Genomic DNA, 17,834 nt, shown 5'->3' with positions numbered 1-17,834 from the left:
GCCCGCGCCGCCGTCGGCTTCCCCTGCCCCAGGCCCGCGCCGCCGTCGGGTCCGCCCGTCCCGTAGCCGGCTCCTTACGGTTCTAGTCCTTTACTGCTGCCCGCGGCGGGGTCGACGGCCAGCTGCACCGCCCGGGCGCGCCCGTCTGAAATCACGACGGCGCGGCCTGGCGGAGGGTTTTGTTCGAGTTCGAACCTGACTCCGAAGAGTTCTCCGTCCATGAGCCCGCGGGGGCCGATGAGGACGCCCCGTCCCTGGCCGACTCCGTTCTGAGCCACCGGGACCCGTTGCCGGATGCCCGGGCCGAAGCCGGCGGTGAGGACCACCCGCCAGCCCATGTTGTTTAGCAGGAGCAGCCGCGCATTGGTTTCGGGGGACTGCAGGTCGAGGTCGTCGACCAGGAGAAGTGCCGCCGGGTCCAGCGCGCCGGAGCGAGCCGCCTCATGCGTCCTGATCCAGTACCGTTCAGGATCGGCTGGCGCCCGAAGGCAGCTGACGGCCGAATTGAGACCAGGGAGGGCCAACAGCAGCGACGTCTTCCCGGCGCCGGGGCCGCCGAGGACGGACAGGACGGCGCCGGGAGGCAGCGGCACGCCCGCCGGAAGGAGCTCGTCGCCGCCGACCCCGACGCACAGGTGTCCCGGGAGGGGAGGAGAGGTCCATGCTTCCGGGGCCCCGGCGCCAGCCGATGGTGCTGCGGCACGGATTGCGGCATTTGGTCCGGCCCGAGCCAGGACTTCCGCGACCGTCACCAGTCCGGGAAGGGGCTCGACTCGGAACGGCCGGGTCCGCACGGGCAGGGTGGCCGCGCCCCGGGTAGCGGGGGCGCGAGGCTCAAAGAGCTGTCCGACGTGCCCGGAGGACGCGGCAGCGTCCGATATCGGCCCAAACACCACGGCCCGGCCGGCGACCGATTCGGTGACGGGCATCCGAGGCCACGCCAAACGTACCTCTTCGGTCGAGCCGGCAGGCAGGAAGATCCGGTTGGGAATGGCAGCGAAGAACCGCGAGGTCACGAGCTCGCGTTCGCCGGACACCAGGACGGTGATCCCCGCCCGTGCGCCGTCCCGCACGATGTCCTGGACCAGATCTTCGGCCCATGCCAGAGGCCCCGCCCGAAACGCCGAAACCCAGGATCCCCAGCCGCACAGCGCCAGCACGAGAGCAGGGGCGCCGGGCGTGGAAGCGGTACCCAGTCTCGTTGTCATTTCTTCGGAGACACGCTCCAGCACGCGAACCGCCCGGCGGAGTTCGTGCAGTTCCACCACCGCGCCGACCCGCGGGGATGTCACTGCGCTGAATGTACCGCCGGCATCAAGGAGGTAGAGATGTGGTTCGTCTGGGCAGCCGAGGAGTTGATTCACGATGAGTCCAAGGACGGCATCCGTGCCGCCGCTATTCCCGGCGACCAGCGCCAAATGGCCGTGGCTGCCGGGATGCCAGCCGACTTCGGAGACGCGCTGTTCTTCGGGGATATCCAGCAGCCCCAGCCTGATGCGGCCGAGGCTCCCGTCCGGTGGGAAAAGTAACTGTTTGGGGAGCGTCTCCGCGACGGGACGGCGCGGTGTGGCTCCGCCGGTCGCAGCCCACGCCGCCGCTACTGCTTCCTCCAGTTCGGCGGCCGCCCGGGAAGGTAGCGGGGCGGGGCCGCCCGCCAGACCGGGGGACTCTCCAGCTGACGGGCGGTAGAGGAATTCCATCGCCTCCATGACGGTTGGGCAGCGGACCACCGGCTCGCCCGCTGACGCCAGTGCTGCCGTCTGAAACTGTTCCGGAGCTTCGTGTCCCCGCATAAGGTAGGCCCGGCCCGGACTCGTAATAGGGATGGCCGCCGCCAGCTTCGAGTTGATGATGTCGAACGATTCCAGCTCGGACTGGACCCTCAAGGCGACGCAGCTGGTCACGTTGGCGCGGATGTCCGCGGACACTGCGCCCTGGGGCCGCTGGGTTGCCATGATCAGGTGTATCCCGAGAGAGCGTCCGATCGCAGCAATCCGCATGAGCTCAGCCAGTGCGTCGGGAGCTTCGTCGACGAGCATCCTGAATTCGTCAATGATGAGAACCAGATGGGGCAGCGGCGGGCCGGCCGGAGCAAGGATCTCGTAGGCGGTGAGATCGGCCGCGTCGTACGTGGCGAGGAGCTCTTCCCGGCGGCGTACCTCAGCCGCGAGCGAGACCAGGGTGCGCGCCACCTCGTTGTCGTCCAGATCCGTGAGGAGCCCCACGCAGTGTGCGAGACCGGCCAGCGGACGCAGGCCGGAGCCGCCCTTGAAATCGATGAACAGCAGATTGACCCGGTGAGGTGGGTGCGCGGCGGCCAGCGCTGCGGCCAGGGTCCGGAGGAATTCTGATTTGCCGGATCCGGTGGTGCCCGCCACCAGGAAATGCGGACCGTCCGCCAGGAGATCCAGCCGCACAATGCCTGAAATTGCGACGCCGATCGGGACGCGTAAGCCCGGAGTGCTTGCCGACACGGCCCACCGCGTGGCGATGTCGGCTGCCGAGAGCGGAAGCAGCTCGCCAAGGGAACGGGCCTCTGGGAGGCCGGCGACGGGAGCTGCGGCGTGCGCTCTTGCCCAAGGCCGGCGGCAGTTGCGGTCAAAGATTCCGGACGGAAGCAGATCCGGAGTGAATTCCAGCGGGGCGCGGGCAGATGAAAGCAGAGCGGAGCGCTCCATGAGGACGATGGCCGCGCCGGTGGCCGGAGCCGGATCGCCGGAGCAGTCGAGGACCTGCCAGCCCAGGCTGACCGCCGCGGCGCGCAGGGCAGCGGCTCCCTGGGGCTTGACGATGATCAGCACGCCCCGCTCGTAGTCCGGACCAAAGCCGGCGGACAACGTTTCCAGGGTCGCAGCCTCCTGCGCGGAGAGGGTCGCAGCTGCCAGGAAGCGGGCGGCAAGAAGTGTTGGGGTTGGACCGTGAAGAACGATCCGGGTCCGCCGGGCCGCGGGGTAGCAGGCAAGCTGAAGCACGATGGATCTGACCAGCCCGGCGACGGCGGGTTCCGGCCCCCGAAGAGTCGTCACAGCCGTCGCGGGGTCAAGGGTCACCGGCATCATCCCGAGCGGCGGTGGCCGGAATCCGGACTCCGACGGTTCCAGCCGGACATTTGCGTCCTGCCGTGCTTGTCCCAGCCGTAGCCACACGGTGCCCGTGGCGGCAGTAGCTTTGACCGGGTCGGCCCCCGTCACCGCACAGCATAGGGATATATCGCCAGCGGATGGCGCGCCCCGCCGTCGTCGTTCCTTGTCCTCGCGCGCTGCAGCTGCGACGGCGGCGGACAGTTCGCGGCGCTGCCTTCTGCCGGCAACGACGGGCACCAGAACCGAAACCGCTGAGACGATGGTGAAGGCCAGGAAGATCCACATGCCCGTCAGGAGGGCCAGGCCGACTCCAATGGCCAGCGGCAGACCCGCAGCCAGCAGCAGGGCCGCCTTGTTGCTGTGCGCCGTGGGATTGCTGACCACCAACGGCGCCGAGACGTCGGCCCCCGCAGTGGCCGGAATCCCGGGGTCCACCGTCCCGGTGAACACCAGGGACATCAACGAGGCGCCGCACTGAATGGAGGAATCCGTGGAGATAGCCGCCGAATGCAACTTCCTTCCATCAATGCTCACGCCGTTGGCACTCCCGAGATCGGAGATTATGACGGCGGAATCAGTCACTTCCAGCCGCGCATGTTCGCGCGACAGCTCCGCATCCGGGATGACGATCTCGGTGCCGCTGCGGCCAATCCGGAAGCGCCCGCGCCGCAGCGGGACGACCAGGCCGGCGCCCGGCCCGCTGTGCACGACCAGGGCGAGCGGCGCCGCTTCCATAGCGGCTGCCGGTGCGACGCCGTCCACCAGGACGGCACCGTGCGTGAGCGGACCATCGCCAACATTCAAAGCAGCCGCCCGCACGCCGTCCACTGACAGCTTCCCGGTCCCGTATCGCCGGGAGATTGCCGCCTCCAGTTCCGCGCCGGGGCAGGTTGCCGGCACTTCGATGGACAGTTCCACCGGCCCGGACGAGAGTGCGGACCCCGGCGCCGGAACCAGGGTGCAGTGCAGCATCATTGAGGGGGATCCTTTCCGCGTCGTCGTTTGCATCTCACGCTAGGCGCGTGAGCGGCGACCGGGAGTGGGGGATTCGGCCTATGTGGACAGCCAACATCAATCGGGGAAACGACCGGCGTACGCCGCCCGCCGAGGGCGCTGCCAGGGTCTCGATTCGCCGGTGCACACCATGTCTCGGGTAGGCTGGACCAGCAGACAATGCACCACCTTGCGCTGCCCACATTCGAACCAGGAGATTTTGTGACCGCTGACCTCGTCATCGTAGGGTCAGGCTTCTTTGGCCTGACAATCGCAGAACAGGCCGCCACTGAGCTGGGCTTGAAGGTCGTCGTCATCGACCGCCGCCACCACATCGGCGGCAATGCCTACAGTGAAAAAGAGGAACAGACCGGCATTGAAGTGCACCGTTACGGAGCCCACCTCTTCCATACGTCTAACGAGCGTGTCTGGGAGTACGTCAACCGCTTTACGACGTTCACCAACTACGTGCACAAGGTATACGGCGTTCACAAAGGCGAGGTCTACTCCCTTCCGATCAACCTGGCCACGATTAACCAGTTCTTCCGAGCCAACCTGACCCCTGGCCAGGCCCAGGAACTGATCAAGGAACAGGCCGGGGAACTGGCCGGTACCGATCCGCAGAACCTGAACGACAAGGGCATCCAGCTCATCGGCCGTCCGCTGTACGAGGCATTCATCAAGCACTACACCGGCAAGCAGTGGCAGACTGACCCCAAAGACCTGCCCGCGGGCATCATTTCGCGCCTTCCGGTCCGCTACAACTACGACAACCGTTACTTCAACGACAAGTACGAGGGACTGCCGACAAACGGTTATACCGCGTGGATCGAGAAGATGGCGGAGCACCCGAACATCGAGGTCAAGCTCAACACCGATTTCTTCGACGAGTCGCACGAGTACAGCAAGAACAAGGTCGTCGGCAACATCCCGGTCATCTACACCGGGCCCGTCGACAAGTACTTCGACTCCTCCGAGGGAGACCTCTCCTGGCGCACCATCGACTTCGAGGAAGAAGTTCTCGACGTCGGGGACTTTCAGGGAACGTCGGTGGTGAACTACAACGACGCCGATGTTGCCTACACCCGCATCATTGAGCCGCGCCATTTCCACCCCGAGCGCGACTACCAGACGGAAAAGACCGTCATCATGCGCGAGTTCTCCCGCGCCGCGGAGAAGGGCGACGAGCCCTACTACCCGATCAACACCGCAGCGGACCGCGAACGCCTGCTGAAATACCGCGACCTGGCGGCGGCCGAGAAAGACGTCCTGTTCGGCGGACGGCTCGGCACCTACAAGTACTTAGATATGCACATGGCCATCGGATCCGCCCTGACGATGTTCGACAACCAGATCCGCCCACATTTTGAGGGCGGCGCAAAGATTGAAAGCGGAGGAGTGGACGCATGAGCGTTTCAACCGAAGTCTTGACCCAAGGAACAGTGGCCCGCGTGAGTGACGAGTGGCAGACGGTCCACCGGGTTGTCTTTCCGACCGACGGTGATACGGACACCCTCCCCCTGTACCTGGACTTCAATGCCGCGCAGCGGGTGGTGTCCGAGGATACCCAGAACTCCAAATCTGGCGCTGGCGTAACGGCCGTGTCCTCGGCCGGCGCCAAAGTGCGCTCGGACTTCATCGAGAACCGCCGGCAGCTGCACCTGCCAGCCTTCCGCCGCGTCTCCTTCGGTACCTACTTCAACGCTTTCCCGGCCAGCTACTGGCGGGCCCACACGGACGTATCCGGCGTCCGGCTGACTGTTGAAGTGGACGCGCCGGCGACTGTCGTGATCTCCCGGTCCACCGCACGGGGCACGTCTAACAGGGTTGAGAGCATTAGTGTCGACGCCGGATCACCGGCCGACGTCGTGCTGCCGCTGGCCAACTTCGGCGACGGCGGATGGTACTGGTTCGACCTTGTGGCAGCGTCCAACCAAGTCAAGCTCCTCGGCGCAGAATGGTCGGTGCGCAAGCCCGAAGGCTTCGTGCCAGGAACGGCCACGGTGGCCGTGACTACGTTCAACCGGCCCGACTACTGCGTCAAGCACCTGTCCACCTTCGCGGACTCGCCCGAACTCCTTGAGGTCCTGGACCGGCTGCTGATCACCGACCAGGGAACACAGAAGGTGCGCGACCAGGACGGCTATACGGAGGCGGCGGCGCGGCTTGGCGGTAAGTTCGCGCTGATTGAACAGGGCAATCTCGGCGGCTCGGGTGGATTTGCCCGTGGCATGCACGAAACCGTCGAGGAGGGCCGCAGCAAGTACGTGCTGCTCCTGGACGACGACGTCATTATCGAAACCGAGGGCGTGCTGCGCGCAATCAACTTCGCCGACTTCACCCGGAACCCGACGATCGTCGGCGGACACATGTTCAACCTCTATGAGCGTTCCGTCATGCACACCTTCGGCGAGGAAATTAATGAATACAAGTTCTTCTGGGGCGCCGTAGAAAGCACCAAGGAAGCGCACGACTTCTCTGCGAGCAACCTGCGCACCACCCCGTGGATGCACCGTCGGATCGACGTCGACTTCAATGGCTGGTGGATGTGCCTGGTTCCCACAAGTATTGTGCGAGAAATAGGTCTGGCGCTTCCGGTGTTCATCAAATGGGATGATGCGGAATACGGAATCCGGGCCCGGCGGCATGGCTATCAGACAGTCACTCTGCCCGGGGCAGCGGTTTGGCACATGCCCTGGACGGAGAAAGACGACACTATTGACTGGCAGGCGTACTTCCATCAGCGGAACCGGTGGCTCGCAGCGCTCGTTTACTCGCCCTACAAAAAGGGGGGGCTGCTGCCGCGCATGAGTTTCATGGTGGACGTAAAACACCTGCTCTCGATGCAGTATTCGGCGGTGGAGCTCCGCCTGGATGCCCTTGAGGATTTACTTAAGGGACCGTCCCACCTGCACGAGACGATCAAGACGAAGTTGCCCGAAATCCGTGCCCGCCGTGCGGACTTCGACGACGCCACGATCACCAAGGAAGTCTCCGGCTTCCCACAGGTGAGGCGGGTGAAACCGCCCCGCAGGGGGAAGAAGCCCAAAGCGCCGACGTCGATCCTGGGCGCCTTGGCCACAGCCGCGACGGCCGGCATCCGCCAGGTTTCTGGCGTTCGCCCGGGCGCCTTGGAGCACCCCGAGGCACTGGTGCCGGCAATGGACGCCAGGTGGTGGCGCCTGTCGCAGTTGGATTCTGCGATTGTGTCCTCGGCGGACGGGTCCGGCGCATCCTGGTACAAGCGCCAGCCTGAGCAGTTCCGGACCATGATGGCTCGCAGCGTCAAGCTGCACCAGCAGCTCCTGCGTGACTGGGACAAGCTGTCCAAGGTCTACGCCGATGCGCTGCCGGAGTTCACCTCTCCGCAGGCTTGGAAGCAGACCTTTGAAGCGATGACGGACAAGCCGGCTGACAAGACCCCGGAGCAGAAGTGACCTCAGCCAGTACCCATGGCGGGTCCGACGCCCTCGTCCGCCCGGGCGTGGGCGGCGGACTCGCCGATGTATTTAGACAGCGCTTCCTGCTCAAGTTGCTGGTGCGCAAAGAGCTGCAAATCCGTTACCGCGGTTCCGTGCTGGGCCTCCTGTGGTCCTACGTAAAGCCCGGTGTGCAGTTTGTTGTGTTCTACATTGCCCTCGGCGTGTTCCTTGGACTCCAGAAAAGTCCTGGCAATCCCGACGGCCTCGAAAACTACGCAATCTACTTGTTTTCGGGCATTGTGCTGATCAACTTCTTTACCGAGGCTCTGAGTAATGCTTCCCGGTCCATCGTCGGAAACGGCGGGTTGATCAAGAAGATCTATTTGCCCCGGGAGCTCTTCCCGGTCGCATCGGTGTGGGTGTCGGGGGTGCATTTCGTCCCGCAGTTGGCGGTCCTGCTTGTTGCCTGCTTCGTCGCGGGGTGGCAGCCGTCGGCACTCCAGCTCGCAGCCGCCGTGGCAGGGTTTATCATCATTGCCATGCTCGCCACGGGCCTGGGACTGTTGTTCGGCTCGGCCAACGTGTATTTCCGCGACTTTGAGAACATCGTGGACATGCTGCTGATGGTCGCCACCTGGGCTTCACCCGTTCTTTACTCGTGGACGATGGTGAAGGACAAACTCGGAGAAGGCTGGTTCACGGTTTATCAGTCCAACCCGATAACAATTGCCGTTGAGACCTTTCACTATGCCTTCTGGTTGCCCACAACCGACGGCAGCGCCCCTATGCCGCCCAATTTGCTGTCGCTGTGGATTCCGGTAGGGATTGTAGTTTCGTTCCTTCTCCTTCTTTTGGGTCAGTGGACGTTCCGTAGGCTCGAGGGCCGTTTCGCGCAGGAGCTGTAGGATGCCGGTGGCAATCGAAGTAAGAAACGTAAACAAGCAGTTTGTCCTGCGGCACACCCGGTCTCTCAAAGAGACGATCGTGTGGCTGGTCAAGGGACGCAAGGGCGACCTTTCCAAGAAGTTCCATGCCCTCCGCGATGTGGATCTTGAAGTGCAGCAGGGGGAGACCGTGGCCCTGCTGGGACTCAATGGCTCGGGCAAGTCCACACTGCTTAAGCACATTTCCGGGGTGATGCTGCCCGATACCGGCACGGTGCGGACCCGGGGCAAGGTTGCCGGGCTTATCGAAGTCGGCGCGGGTTTTCATCATGATCTCTCCGGCCGGGACAACGTCTATCTCAACGGCGCAATCCTGGGCATGACAGAGGCACAGATCAACGAACAGTTCGACTCGATCGTCGAATTCGCGGAGATCGGCGAATTCATCGACACCGAAGTCCGGTTCTATTCATCCGGGATGTACCTCCGACTCGCATTCTCGGTGGCAGTACACACAGATCCCGAGGTGTTCCTGGTCGACGAGATCCTCGCTGTCGGCGACGAACCCTTCCAGCGCAAATGCCTTGACAAAATCAAGGAGCTTTCCGCAGCGGGGAAGACCCTCGTCGTCGTCAGTCACGACCTCGAATTGGTATCCCGCATCTGCGATCGTGGTGTCGTCCTGCAGCACGGCAACGTGGTTTTCGACGGCCCCATTCAGGCGGCCGTTGCACGGCTGCGCACTGAAACCTCGCGCTGACCCCGGTGCCCACCGACATAACTTCAGTACGTAGCAGTGACCGGCGCGGGGGCCACCCTGCGGCCACGGAGACCGAATCACGCAGTGGCGGGGAATCCGCGGCGGCACCTGCCCCCAAGCAACCGTTCCGGACCGACATCCAGGCGTTGCGCGCGCTTGCCGTAAGCCTGGTGGTGGCCAACCACCTGTGGCCGTTCCGGCTGCCGGGCGGCTATGTCGGCGTCGACGTGTTCTTCGTGATCTCCGGATTTCTCATCACCTCGCATCTGGGCAAAGAGCTGTTCGCCCGCGGTCGAGTGCGGCTGGGAGAGTTCTACGCCCGGCGGGCGCGACGCCTGCTCCCGGCGGCATTCACAGTGCTCGGCGTTTCTCTTGCCTTCGCCTGGCTCTGGCTTCCCTACACCGTCTGGACCGCGAACGCCCAGGAAATCGTGGGCAGTGCCTTCTACGTCGAGAACTGGGTCCTCGCGGCCAAAGCGGTTGACTACTCGGCCATGAACTCCTCGGCAACCATGGTGCAGCACTACTGGTCGCTGTCGGTGGAGGAGCAGTTTTACCTGGTGTGGCCGCTTGCCCTCATCGGGCTCCACCTTTTAGCGGTGCGCCGGAACTGGGACAAGCGTCGGGTCCTGCTGGCGGGGCTGTGGGTGGCCACTGTTGCGTCGTTCGGCTTCAGCGTCTATCTGACCGCAGTCTCCCCCAGCGCGGCCTACTTCAACACGCCGGTCCGTGTCTGGGAATTCGGTGCTGGCGCCTTGCTGGCGCTGGGCGTATCCCGGCCCATTCCTTCCCTGCTGGCCCGCAACGTCCTGGCTGTACTCGGGTTTGGGATGGTGTTCCTTTCCGCGGTGGCCTACGACCATGCGACCCCCTTCCCCGGATGGACCGCTTTGCTGCCGGTGTGCGGGACCGTCCTGGTGATTCGTGCGGGCATGGGCGGCGGCCGGTTGTGGCACGACCGGCTCACTGCCGTCCGTCCCGTGCAATTCCTGGGCAATATTTCATACTCGCTGTACCTGTGGCACTGGCCGTTGATCGTCGTCGCGCCGTTCGTGCTGGGCACAACCCTTGACACCGCCGGCAGGGCGGTTCTGGCAGTGGCCGCACTCATTCTGGCGTGGCTGACGAAGCGGTGGGTCGAGGACCCCTGGATCCTGCGGCCCCGGCTGGCCTCCCGCCCGCGGCGCGTCCTGGCGGGCGTCGCGGCGGGCATGCTGGTCATCCTGCTCGCCGGGCTCACCCTGCATTTGCAGGTGGCGCCCAAGTCTGCGGCCGCCGCGGAAATCGCCAGGACAGATTCAGCCGGCCCCTGTTTCGGTCCGCTCGCTGTGGGAAAGCCCGAATGTGGCGATCCGTTCGCCCGCCAGGTCGGGAGCCCCTTCATGGGGCCTGAGAACGAGTACTGGGGGCTGCCGGCGGATTGCCTGGACCAGAAGGACACCCTCCACCTGGAACAACCAGGCGGACCGGCGGTTTGTGATTACTCGGACGGTCACCCTGAAAGCGAATCGGTGTGGCTCGTCGGGGACTCGCATGCCCAACAGTGGCAGGCCGCGATCTTTGAGCTCGCCCGGGAGAAACACTGGAAGTTGAACCTCAGCTATAGCGGCGGCTGCCCCCTGGCTGACGCGCCCTATGTTGGCTACAACGGAGGCTCCGCGGGCCCGAGGGAGGTGCGGCGGTGTGCCATCTGGGCAGCGAACGTGGCGGACGCCGTGGAGCGGGACAAAGCCGGAAAAGTCTTCACCTCGACCTTCTCGGCGGGGGAGCAGATCAATGACGGCACCCGCAGGCCTCAGCTGGAGCAGTACAGGGACGGCTTTAGCCGTTACTGGTCGCGGTGGTCGCAATCGGGAGCGACCGTTTATGCGATCGCCGATCCGCCGCTCAACGCCAAGGTCCGGGACGTCAACTGCATCGCAGTCAGTGCCGGCAACCCGGAGGCCTGCCGGGCGCCGCGGGAGGTCGCGCTTCCCAGCGATCCCCTCGTGGCCGCAGTGCAGGCCACCCAGGCCGCCGGCGAGGACCGGGTCCGGCTGCTGGACATGTCGGAGTTCTTCTGCGATGAGTCCTACTGCCACGGCGCGGTGGGCGGCCTTCCGATCTACTTCGATCCGGACCACCTGAACAAACAGCTGTCGATCCGGCTTGCGCCGTACATCGACGCACGTTTGGAGACCCTGGCGCAAGGCTGAGCCGGGGACCACGCGCAAAACGCCGAAGCGGGCCGGTACAGATCCGAAAGGATGCTGTACCGGCCCGCTTCGTCGCCGGTGGTCGCGCCGGCGCCAGAGACTCGGCGGCCCTTACTTGATGACCGCACCGCCAGTGGAAGTCCAGGAGATCGTTCCGCCCTGGAACCCCTGGGCAATGCCGCCGTTGGCGGTGGCGTATTGATCGGTGGTGGGGTAGCCCAGTTTGCCGCTTTCGAAGCCCTGGGCCGCCCAGGCGTCCCGGATCGGGCCGAACGTGGCATGGGCGCCCGTGGCCTCGGTCCAGTAGATGGAACCGCCCTGGTAGGCCTGTGCCCGGCCGCCGTTGGGGTAGCTCAGCTCGTCCGTGATGGGGTAGCCGAGCTTGCCGCCCTCAAAGCCCAGCGCGGCCCAGGCGCCCCGGATCGGGCCGGTGGACGCGTGGGCGCCGGTGGCCGCGGTCCAGTAGATGGAACCGCCTTGGAAAGCCTGGGCCCGGCCGCCGTTGGGGTAGCTCAGCTCGTCCGTGATGGGGTAGCCGAGCTTGCCGCCCTCAAAACCCAGTGCGGCCCACGCGGCACGGATCGGACCGCTAGTCGCACGGGCACCGGTGGCCGCCGTCCAGTGGATGGCACCGCCCTGGAACGCCTGTGCTCTCCCGCCATTGGCAGTGGCGACTTCGTCCGTCGTGGGATAGCCGAGCTTCCCACCCTCGAATCCCTGTGCGGCCCAGGCAGCACGGATGGGACCGGTTGTGGCGTGCGCCCCCGTCTCAGCGGTCCAGTAGATGGCGCCGCCCTGGTAGGCCTGCGCGATTCCGCCGTTGGGGTAGCTGAGCTCGTCCGTCACCGGGTAGCCGAGTTTGCCGCTTTCATAGCCCGAGGCAGCCCAGGCCTCCCGGAGGGGGCCGGAGCTGGTGCGGGCGCCGGTGGCCGCGGTCCAGTAGATGGCGCCGCCCTGGAACGTCTGGACCGTTCCGCCGTTCGCTGCCGGAGTCTGGTCCCCTGTGGGGTAGCCAAGTTTGCCGCCCTCAAAGCCTTGCGCGGCCCAGGCAGCGCGGATGGGGCCTGACGTGGCGTGCGCGCCGGTGGCCGCGGTCCAGTAGATGGCGCCGCCTTGGTATGCCTGAGCCAGGCCGCCATTGGGGTAGCTGAGCTCTCCTGAAACAGGGTAGCCGAGTATGCCGCTTTCGAAACCAAGTGCGGCCCAGGCAGCGCGGATGGGGCCGGAGCTGGTGCGGGCGCCGGTGGCTGCGGTCCAATAGATGGCGCCGCCCTGGAACGTCTGGACCGTTCCACCGTTCGCTGCCGGCCCTTGGTCACCCGTGGGGTAACCAAGCTTGCCGCCCTCAAAGCCCTCCGCGGCATATGCCGCCCGGATGGGGCCGGATGTGGCGTGCGCGCCGGTGTCCGCGGTCCAGTAGATGGCGCCGCCCTGGTAGGCCTGCGCGACCCCGCCGTTAGGGTAGCTGAGCTCGTCCGTGGTGGGGAAACCCAGCAAGCCGCCTTCGTAGCCCAGAGCTGCCCACGCTGCCCGGATAGGGTCGGCGCTGGCATGGGCGCCCGTGGCTGCGGTCCAGTAGATGGCGCCGCCCTGGAAGGTCTGGACGGTACCCCCGTTGGCTGTCGGCGCTTCGCCCGCGGTGGGGTAGCCGAGCTTGCCGCCTTCGAAGCCCTGCGCTGCCCACGCTGCACGGATCGCCCCGGACGTGGCGTGGGCGCCGGTGGTCGCCGTCCAATAGATAGCACCGCCCTGGAAGGTCTGGACGGTTCCTCCGTTGACCGTCGGCGTTTCGCCCGCGGTGGGGTAGCCGAGCTGGCCGCCTTCGAAGCCCTGGGCAGCCCAGGCCGTACGGATGGGCCCGGACGTGGCGTGGGCACCCGTGGCCGCTGTCCAGTAGATGGAGCCCCCCTGGTAGACCTGGGCAAGGCCGCCGCCGGGGTAGCTGAGGACGTCTGTGGTGGGGTAGCCGAGTTTTCCGCCTTCAAACCCCTGGGCGGCCCAGGCTGCCCGAATCGGGCCGTAGCTGGCGCGCGCGCCGGTGTCGGCGGTCCAATAGATGGAGCCGTTTTGGAAGGCCTGGGCTACGCCGCCGTTGGCCGTCGACATTTCGTCCGTGGTGGGATAGCCCAGCCTGCCGCTCTCGTAGCCCTGAGCAGCCCAGGCTGCCCGGATCGGGCCGGACGAGGCGTGCGCGCCGGTGGCGGCGGTCCAGTAGATGGAGCCACCCTGGAAGACCTGCGCGCGGCCGCCGTCGGGGGAGCTGAGCTCGTTCGTGGTGGGATAGCCGAGCTTGCCGGCTTCGAAGCCGAGTGCGCCCCAGGCGTCCCGGATCGCCCCGGACGTGGCGTAGGCACCGGTCGCGTTCGTCCAGTAGATGGCTCCGCCCTGGAAGCCCTGCGCCCTGCCGCCGTTGGGGTAGTCCAGTTCGTCCGTGATCGGGTAGCCGAGCTTGCCGCTTTCGAAACCATGGACGCCCCAGGCCGCACGGATGGCGCCCGCCGTCGTGTGGGCACCGCCGTCGGCGGTCCAATAGACCGAGCCGCCCTGGAAGATTTGGGCGACACCGCTGTTGGGGTAGTTCAGGGCGTCCGTGATGGGGTAGCCGAGGCTGCCGTTCTCGAAGCCCCGGGCGCCCCACAGGGCCCGGATGGCGCCGGCGGTGCTGTGCGCGCCGGTGCCGGGACTCCAGTGGATGGCGCCGAATTCAAAGCCAAGGTAGCCACCGCCGTCCTTGAGGGCATAGGTCTCACCGGAAGTCTGCGCTCCGAAGCGCCCGTCCAGTTCGGCCGCCTTGAGCGCCAACGGGGAGGGCAGGAACAGCAAGCGGTTCGGTGTGCCGGGCGTAGCCCCCTTGACGATCCCGACCGTCGCTCCGTTAATGAGGGCGGCGCTGACCTGTGCCGGCGTCATCGACGGGTTCCGTGACAGGAGGACGGCAGCAGCGCCGGCCACGTGTGGTGAGGCCATGGACGTACCCGACTCGATCCTCTCCACGCTGTCGGAGGAAAAGCCCGCAGACGTGATGTTGACGCCCGGTGCGTAGAGATCCACGCAACTGCCGTAGTTCGAGAATGAGGCCTGGTTGTCTCCTTTGTCGGTGGCGGCCACGGTCAGCACGGCGGAGACCCTGGCCGGCGATCCGGAGCAGGCGTTCTGGCGGTAGTTCCCTGCCGCGGCGACAACGGTGATGCCGTCATTTATTGCGCCCTGGACGGCAGCATCGAAGGCTGCGTCCTGGAAGCCCGCCATGCTCATGTTGAGCACTGCTGGTTGGCCGGCCATATGGTCGGCGGTGATCCAGTCCAGGCCCGCGATGACGTCGGAGGTGTAGCCGGAACCGTCGCAGTAGAGTACCCGTACCGGCACAATGGTGGCGGACTTCGCGGGGCCGTAGCGGGTGCCGGCCAGCGTGCCGGCGACATGGGTTCCGTGCCCGCTGCAGTCCCAGGTGCCGCCTCCCTCCAAGGGGCTGAATCCTGGAGCGATGCGCCCTTGGAATTCGACGTGCGAAGAGCGGATTCCGGTGTCCAGGACGTACGCCCTGACGCCGGCGCCGGTGCCGATCGGGTGGTAATAGGTGTTCAGCGGGAGGCCGCGCTGATCCGTCCGGTCGAGGCCCCAGGGCGCGGAGTCCTGGGCGATGCTGACACGCTGGTCGAGCTGGACCGCCATGACGCCGGGCGCTTGCTTGAGCTGCTCCGCCTCCTCGGGGGTCGCGGTGATGGCGGCTCCCTTGAGCGCATGGGTGAAAGTCTTCTCCACCGCCATGCCTTGGGATTCCAGGTTGTCAGCTTTTGACCCGACGTCTGTCGCGGGCGTGTACCGGACAATGTAGCGGGCTGTGCCGTCAGCCGGGGCCGGGGCGGGCGCTGTGGGCGGCACAGTTGATGCTGGGGCGGGCGGCGCCGTCGAAGGGTCCGCAACGGCCGGCGGGGACGCGGGCTGGGAGGCCTCCGGTCCGGAGGGAGTTGCGGTGGCAGTCGGAACCGAAGCGGCGGAGGCGGCCGGGGTGGCAGGTGCCTCCGCCGTCGCCGAAGGCGCCGGCGGGGTAACTATTGAGGGACCGGACTGGACGGCGGGAACCGCGATCGCCGTCCCGGTGCCCAGCGTCGTCAGCGTGCAGAGGGCGGCTGTAAAAAGGAAATTCCTCGTGGAGGCGGGGCGAAATGGCATGAGAAATCTTCCAGTCGGATATGCGGGGGGCCAGCCGCATATGAGGCTTTCCGCGACGTAAGACTGGAAATGGTCCCGGGCGGCGGAGCGCCCGGGACCTCAGTCTTCACCCATGAAGCTACACGATCAAAGAGGCTGTCCCGCCGAATTTCGTACGAGCCGGGCGCACAACTTCATACCTTGAGAATTCTTAGCGCAGAAGATGCACTAAACCTGCGTTGATTTCCGCGCCGAGGGGTGGCTCAATTGCCGCAGGCCGTGACTTTGTACAATTTTGCGTCGCCCTGGGAGTCAACGAGCGTGAAGTCCGGATCGGTTGCCATGTCCACGAGTCCTGGCATTGTATGGACGTGGCCGTGGATCTCGCGGGTACCGAAATCCAAGACGTAATACGACTTGAGTCTCTGGACCACTTCACAGATTGCGGGATCCTCGCCGGCCTGGTTGAGCCGGTTCAAAATGGTGCTGGTGTCGGCGCCGAACTCGCTGAAGATGTGAGGCGTCAGGGATTTCCGGTCCGCAATTGCGTAGACCATGGAGGCGCCGGTCCACGGGCTGGACACAACGACATTGTCGGCCGGGATCTCCGACGCGGCCCGCCGCAACAGGATCATTTCGTCGGCGTCCACCAGCCGCGCCGAGGGTGTTAGGGCGTAACTTCCGGCGGCAGAGGCGACGGATGCCGTCACAGTCCCGCCCTGGGAGAGCCCCAGCAGGCCAGTGAAGACGAGGACTGTGGCCGCGGCGGACGCGACTGCGACGCGGGACCCCGTGGCCCAAGCGGTCCACATGCGGGGGAGTTTCCCCTCGGCAAGTTGGGAACGGACCCAGCCATGGGCGAGGTCCGTCAGCCAGACGACGCCCAGGACTGCGACCGGCAGGGCCGCCACCGGCAGGAGGGCGGCAAGACGGAACGGGTCGTTGTACCAGACTCCGCCGAACCAAGTCCGGACCGGACCGAACGGATAACCCGAAACGACGATGAACATAACGCAGGAGATCCCGAACATCGCCAGCAGCCAGAGGAATCGCCGCTGGCGCAGCATCGCCCAAATGCCGAACAGCGTCATGGCGAAGATCAGCCAGGGTATCGGCCGGCCTTGCGGGGCTGAAGTGAGTGCTTGTCCGAAAGCTTGGGCAAGGCCCTGTACGGGCTGCCAAGTGGACTGCGCCTCGTCGGGGCGGATATTCTTCCAGGCGATCGCCAGGATTCCTACGTAGATGGCAAGCCCGAGGACGACGCCGGACGCGCGCCATACGTCGGATCGCTTCCGGTAGCGCATAAACAGTGCCACGGCAGCGGCCACCACTATCGGGAGCGTCCACGCCAGCAACGCCAACAGCGTGCTGGGGTGTGCCAGCGCCACGCCCGGGAGGGAGCCCAGTGTCAGGATCCACGCAGATACCGTTGGCAGCACCAGGCCGCGGGCAACCCGCAGTGCCAGAGCCAGCAGGCCGATGCCCGCCGGAAGCAGCGCGATCGACAGGAGGTTCGGGTAGAGCACGCCGAAGTCCAGCATGAGGTAGGGAAAGGACCCCAGACCGGCGGAGAACGCGGCGGCCGCGACTACAACGATCCGACGCCGGCCGAAGCTGGCTGTGGCGAGCAGGAGGCACGACAGCGGCCACACGAGGGCGGCGATGGCCACATTGCTGGCGTTTACGGCGGCCGGTACCGTGCTGCCGCTCAGTTGCTGGGTCAGCGACGCGACGTCGTGCCACGCGGCGGGATAGAAGCCTCCCATTCCGGTGGAGGAGGTGAATCCGCTGACCCGCAGAGATGACGCGTTTCCGGTATCGACGATGTAGCGCACCGCGTTGAGGTGGAAGACATTGTCAAAGGTCTGGGAGATGTTCTCGATATTGCCGAAAATCTGGCCCAGACGCCAAAACAACACAAGGAAGACAACTACGACTACAAACCAAGCGATGAGCATGTCCGCCCAGTACCGGTGCCCGTGCCCTGAGGCGCGACCGTGCACGGACCCGGCGGCCGTTAGCGGGGCGCCGTGCTCCCGCAGGGACCTGGGCAGCACACGGCGCAGCACGAGAATAAGGGCTGCCAGCACGGCTGAAACAGCCAGGACCACCACCATGCCCCAGGGCAGCCCGGCGAATCCGGTCAGGATCGCGGTGCCAGAGATGACGGAGACGCTCACGGGCCCGGCGGATCCTGCCAGCACCCAGCCCCGCGCTCCGGCGGCCCAGGAAACCAGAAGTCCGGGAACCATCAGCACAATAATGGCGGCGAATACAAGGGGGGCCAATTCGGCGTAGATCATGGGCATACCCCATCGCAAGGCAACATCGAACAACTTTCCGGG

At 65.8% G+C, this 17,834-nt stretch carries 8 protein-coding genes; 5 read left to right on the top strand and 3 right to left on the bottom strand.

Going from position 1 to position 17,834, the window contains the following annotated elements:
* Positions 1 to 74: 74 nt before the first annotated feature.
* Entirely contained in the window at positions 75 to 4,058 is a 3,984-nt protein-coding gene (locus tag AC50X9_RS08005) for a type VII secretion EssC family protein (protein ID WP_494892185.1), read from the bottom strand.
* A gap of 240 nt (positions 4,059 to 4,298) precedes the next feature.
* On the opposite strand from AC50X9_RS08005, the gene glf reads away from it, so the two are divergent.
* The 5 genes from glf (at position 4,299) to AC50X9_RS07980 (ending at position 11,337) form a co-directional block, all read left to right on the top strand.
* Positions 4,299 to 5,486: a UDP-galactopyranose mutase gene (gene glf / locus AC50X9_RS08000; protein WP_494892183.1), complete on the top strand. Its 1,188-nt coding sequence runs from the start codon at positions 4,299 to 4,301 to the stop codon at positions 5,484 to 5,486.
* Positions 5,483 to 7,513 carry a glycosyltransferase gene (locus AC50X9_RS07995; protein ID WP_494892181.1) on the top strand — a complete coding sequence of 677 codons (2,031 nt, stop codon included), beginning with the start codon at positions 5,483 to 5,485 and terminating at the stop codon, positions 7,511 to 7,513. The genes glf and AC50X9_RS07995 overlap by 4 nt, the downstream gene beginning before the upstream one ends.
* Positions 7,510 to 8,403: an ABC transporter permease gene (locus AC50X9_RS07990; RefSeq protein ID WP_476911477.1), complete on the top strand. Its 894-nt coding sequence runs from the start codon at positions 7,510 to 7,512 to the stop codon at positions 8,401 to 8,403. The genes AC50X9_RS07995 and AC50X9_RS07990 overlap by 4 nt, the downstream gene beginning before the upstream one ends.
* A 1-nt stretch (position 8,404) precedes the next feature.
* Positions 8,405 to 9,142: an ABC transporter ATP-binding protein gene (locus AC50X9_RS07985; protein WP_476911478.1), complete on the top strand. Its 738-nt coding sequence runs from the start codon at positions 8,405 to 8,407 to the stop codon at positions 9,140 to 9,142.
* 146 nt (positions 9,143 to 9,288) lie between these two features.
* Positions 9,289 to 11,337 (top strand): acyltransferase family protein, encoded by a 2,049-nt coding sequence (locus AC50X9_RS07980; RefSeq protein WP_494892178.1) that lies wholly within the window; start codon positions 9,289 to 9,291, stop codon positions 11,335 to 11,337.
* Positions 11,338 to 11,448: 111 nt separating this feature from the next.
* Here the strand turns inward: AC50X9_RS07980 and AC50X9_RS07975 are convergent, their stop codons facing one another.
* Positions 11,449 to 15,510, bottom strand: coding sequence for a S8 family serine peptidase (locus AC50X9_RS07975; RefSeq protein WP_494892176.1), 4,062 nt, complete (start codon positions 15,508 to 15,510; stop codon positions 11,449 to 11,451).
* A gap of 242 nt (positions 15,511 to 15,752) precedes the next feature.
* Entirely contained in the window at positions 15,753 to 17,792 is a 2,040-nt protein-coding gene (locus AC50X9_RS07970; protein WP_494892174.1) for a DUF6541 family protein, read from the bottom strand.
* Positions 17,793 to 17,834: the final 42 nt, after the last annotated feature.

It is taken from the genome of Pseudarthrobacter sp. HLT1-3 (assembly GCF_059383535.1).
The sequence above is the reverse complement of the archived record's forward strand: the minus strand, read 5'-3'. Positions and strand labels throughout refer to the sequence as shown.

Coding starts and splice junctions, on each gene's coding strand:
- AC50X9_RS07985 (WP_476911478.1), top strand. CDS start 8,405: ATGCCGGTGGCAATCGAAGTAAGAAACGTAAACAAGCAGTTTGTCCTG.
- AC50X9_RS07970 (WP_494892174.1), bottom strand. CDS start 17,792: ATGATCTACGCCGAATTGGCCCCCCTTGTATTCGCCGCCATTATTGTG.
- AC50X9_RS07995 (WP_494892181.1), top strand. CDS start 5,483: ATGAGCGTTTCAACCGAAGTCTTGACCCAAGGAACAGTGGCCCGCGTG.
- AC50X9_RS07975 (WP_494892176.1), bottom strand. CDS start 15,510: ATGCCATTTCGCCCCGCCTCCACGAGGAATTTCCTTTTTACAGCCGCC.
- AC50X9_RS08005 (WP_494892185.1), bottom strand. CDS start 4,058: ATGATGCTGCACTGCACCCTGGTTCCGGCGCCGGGGTCCGCACTCTCG.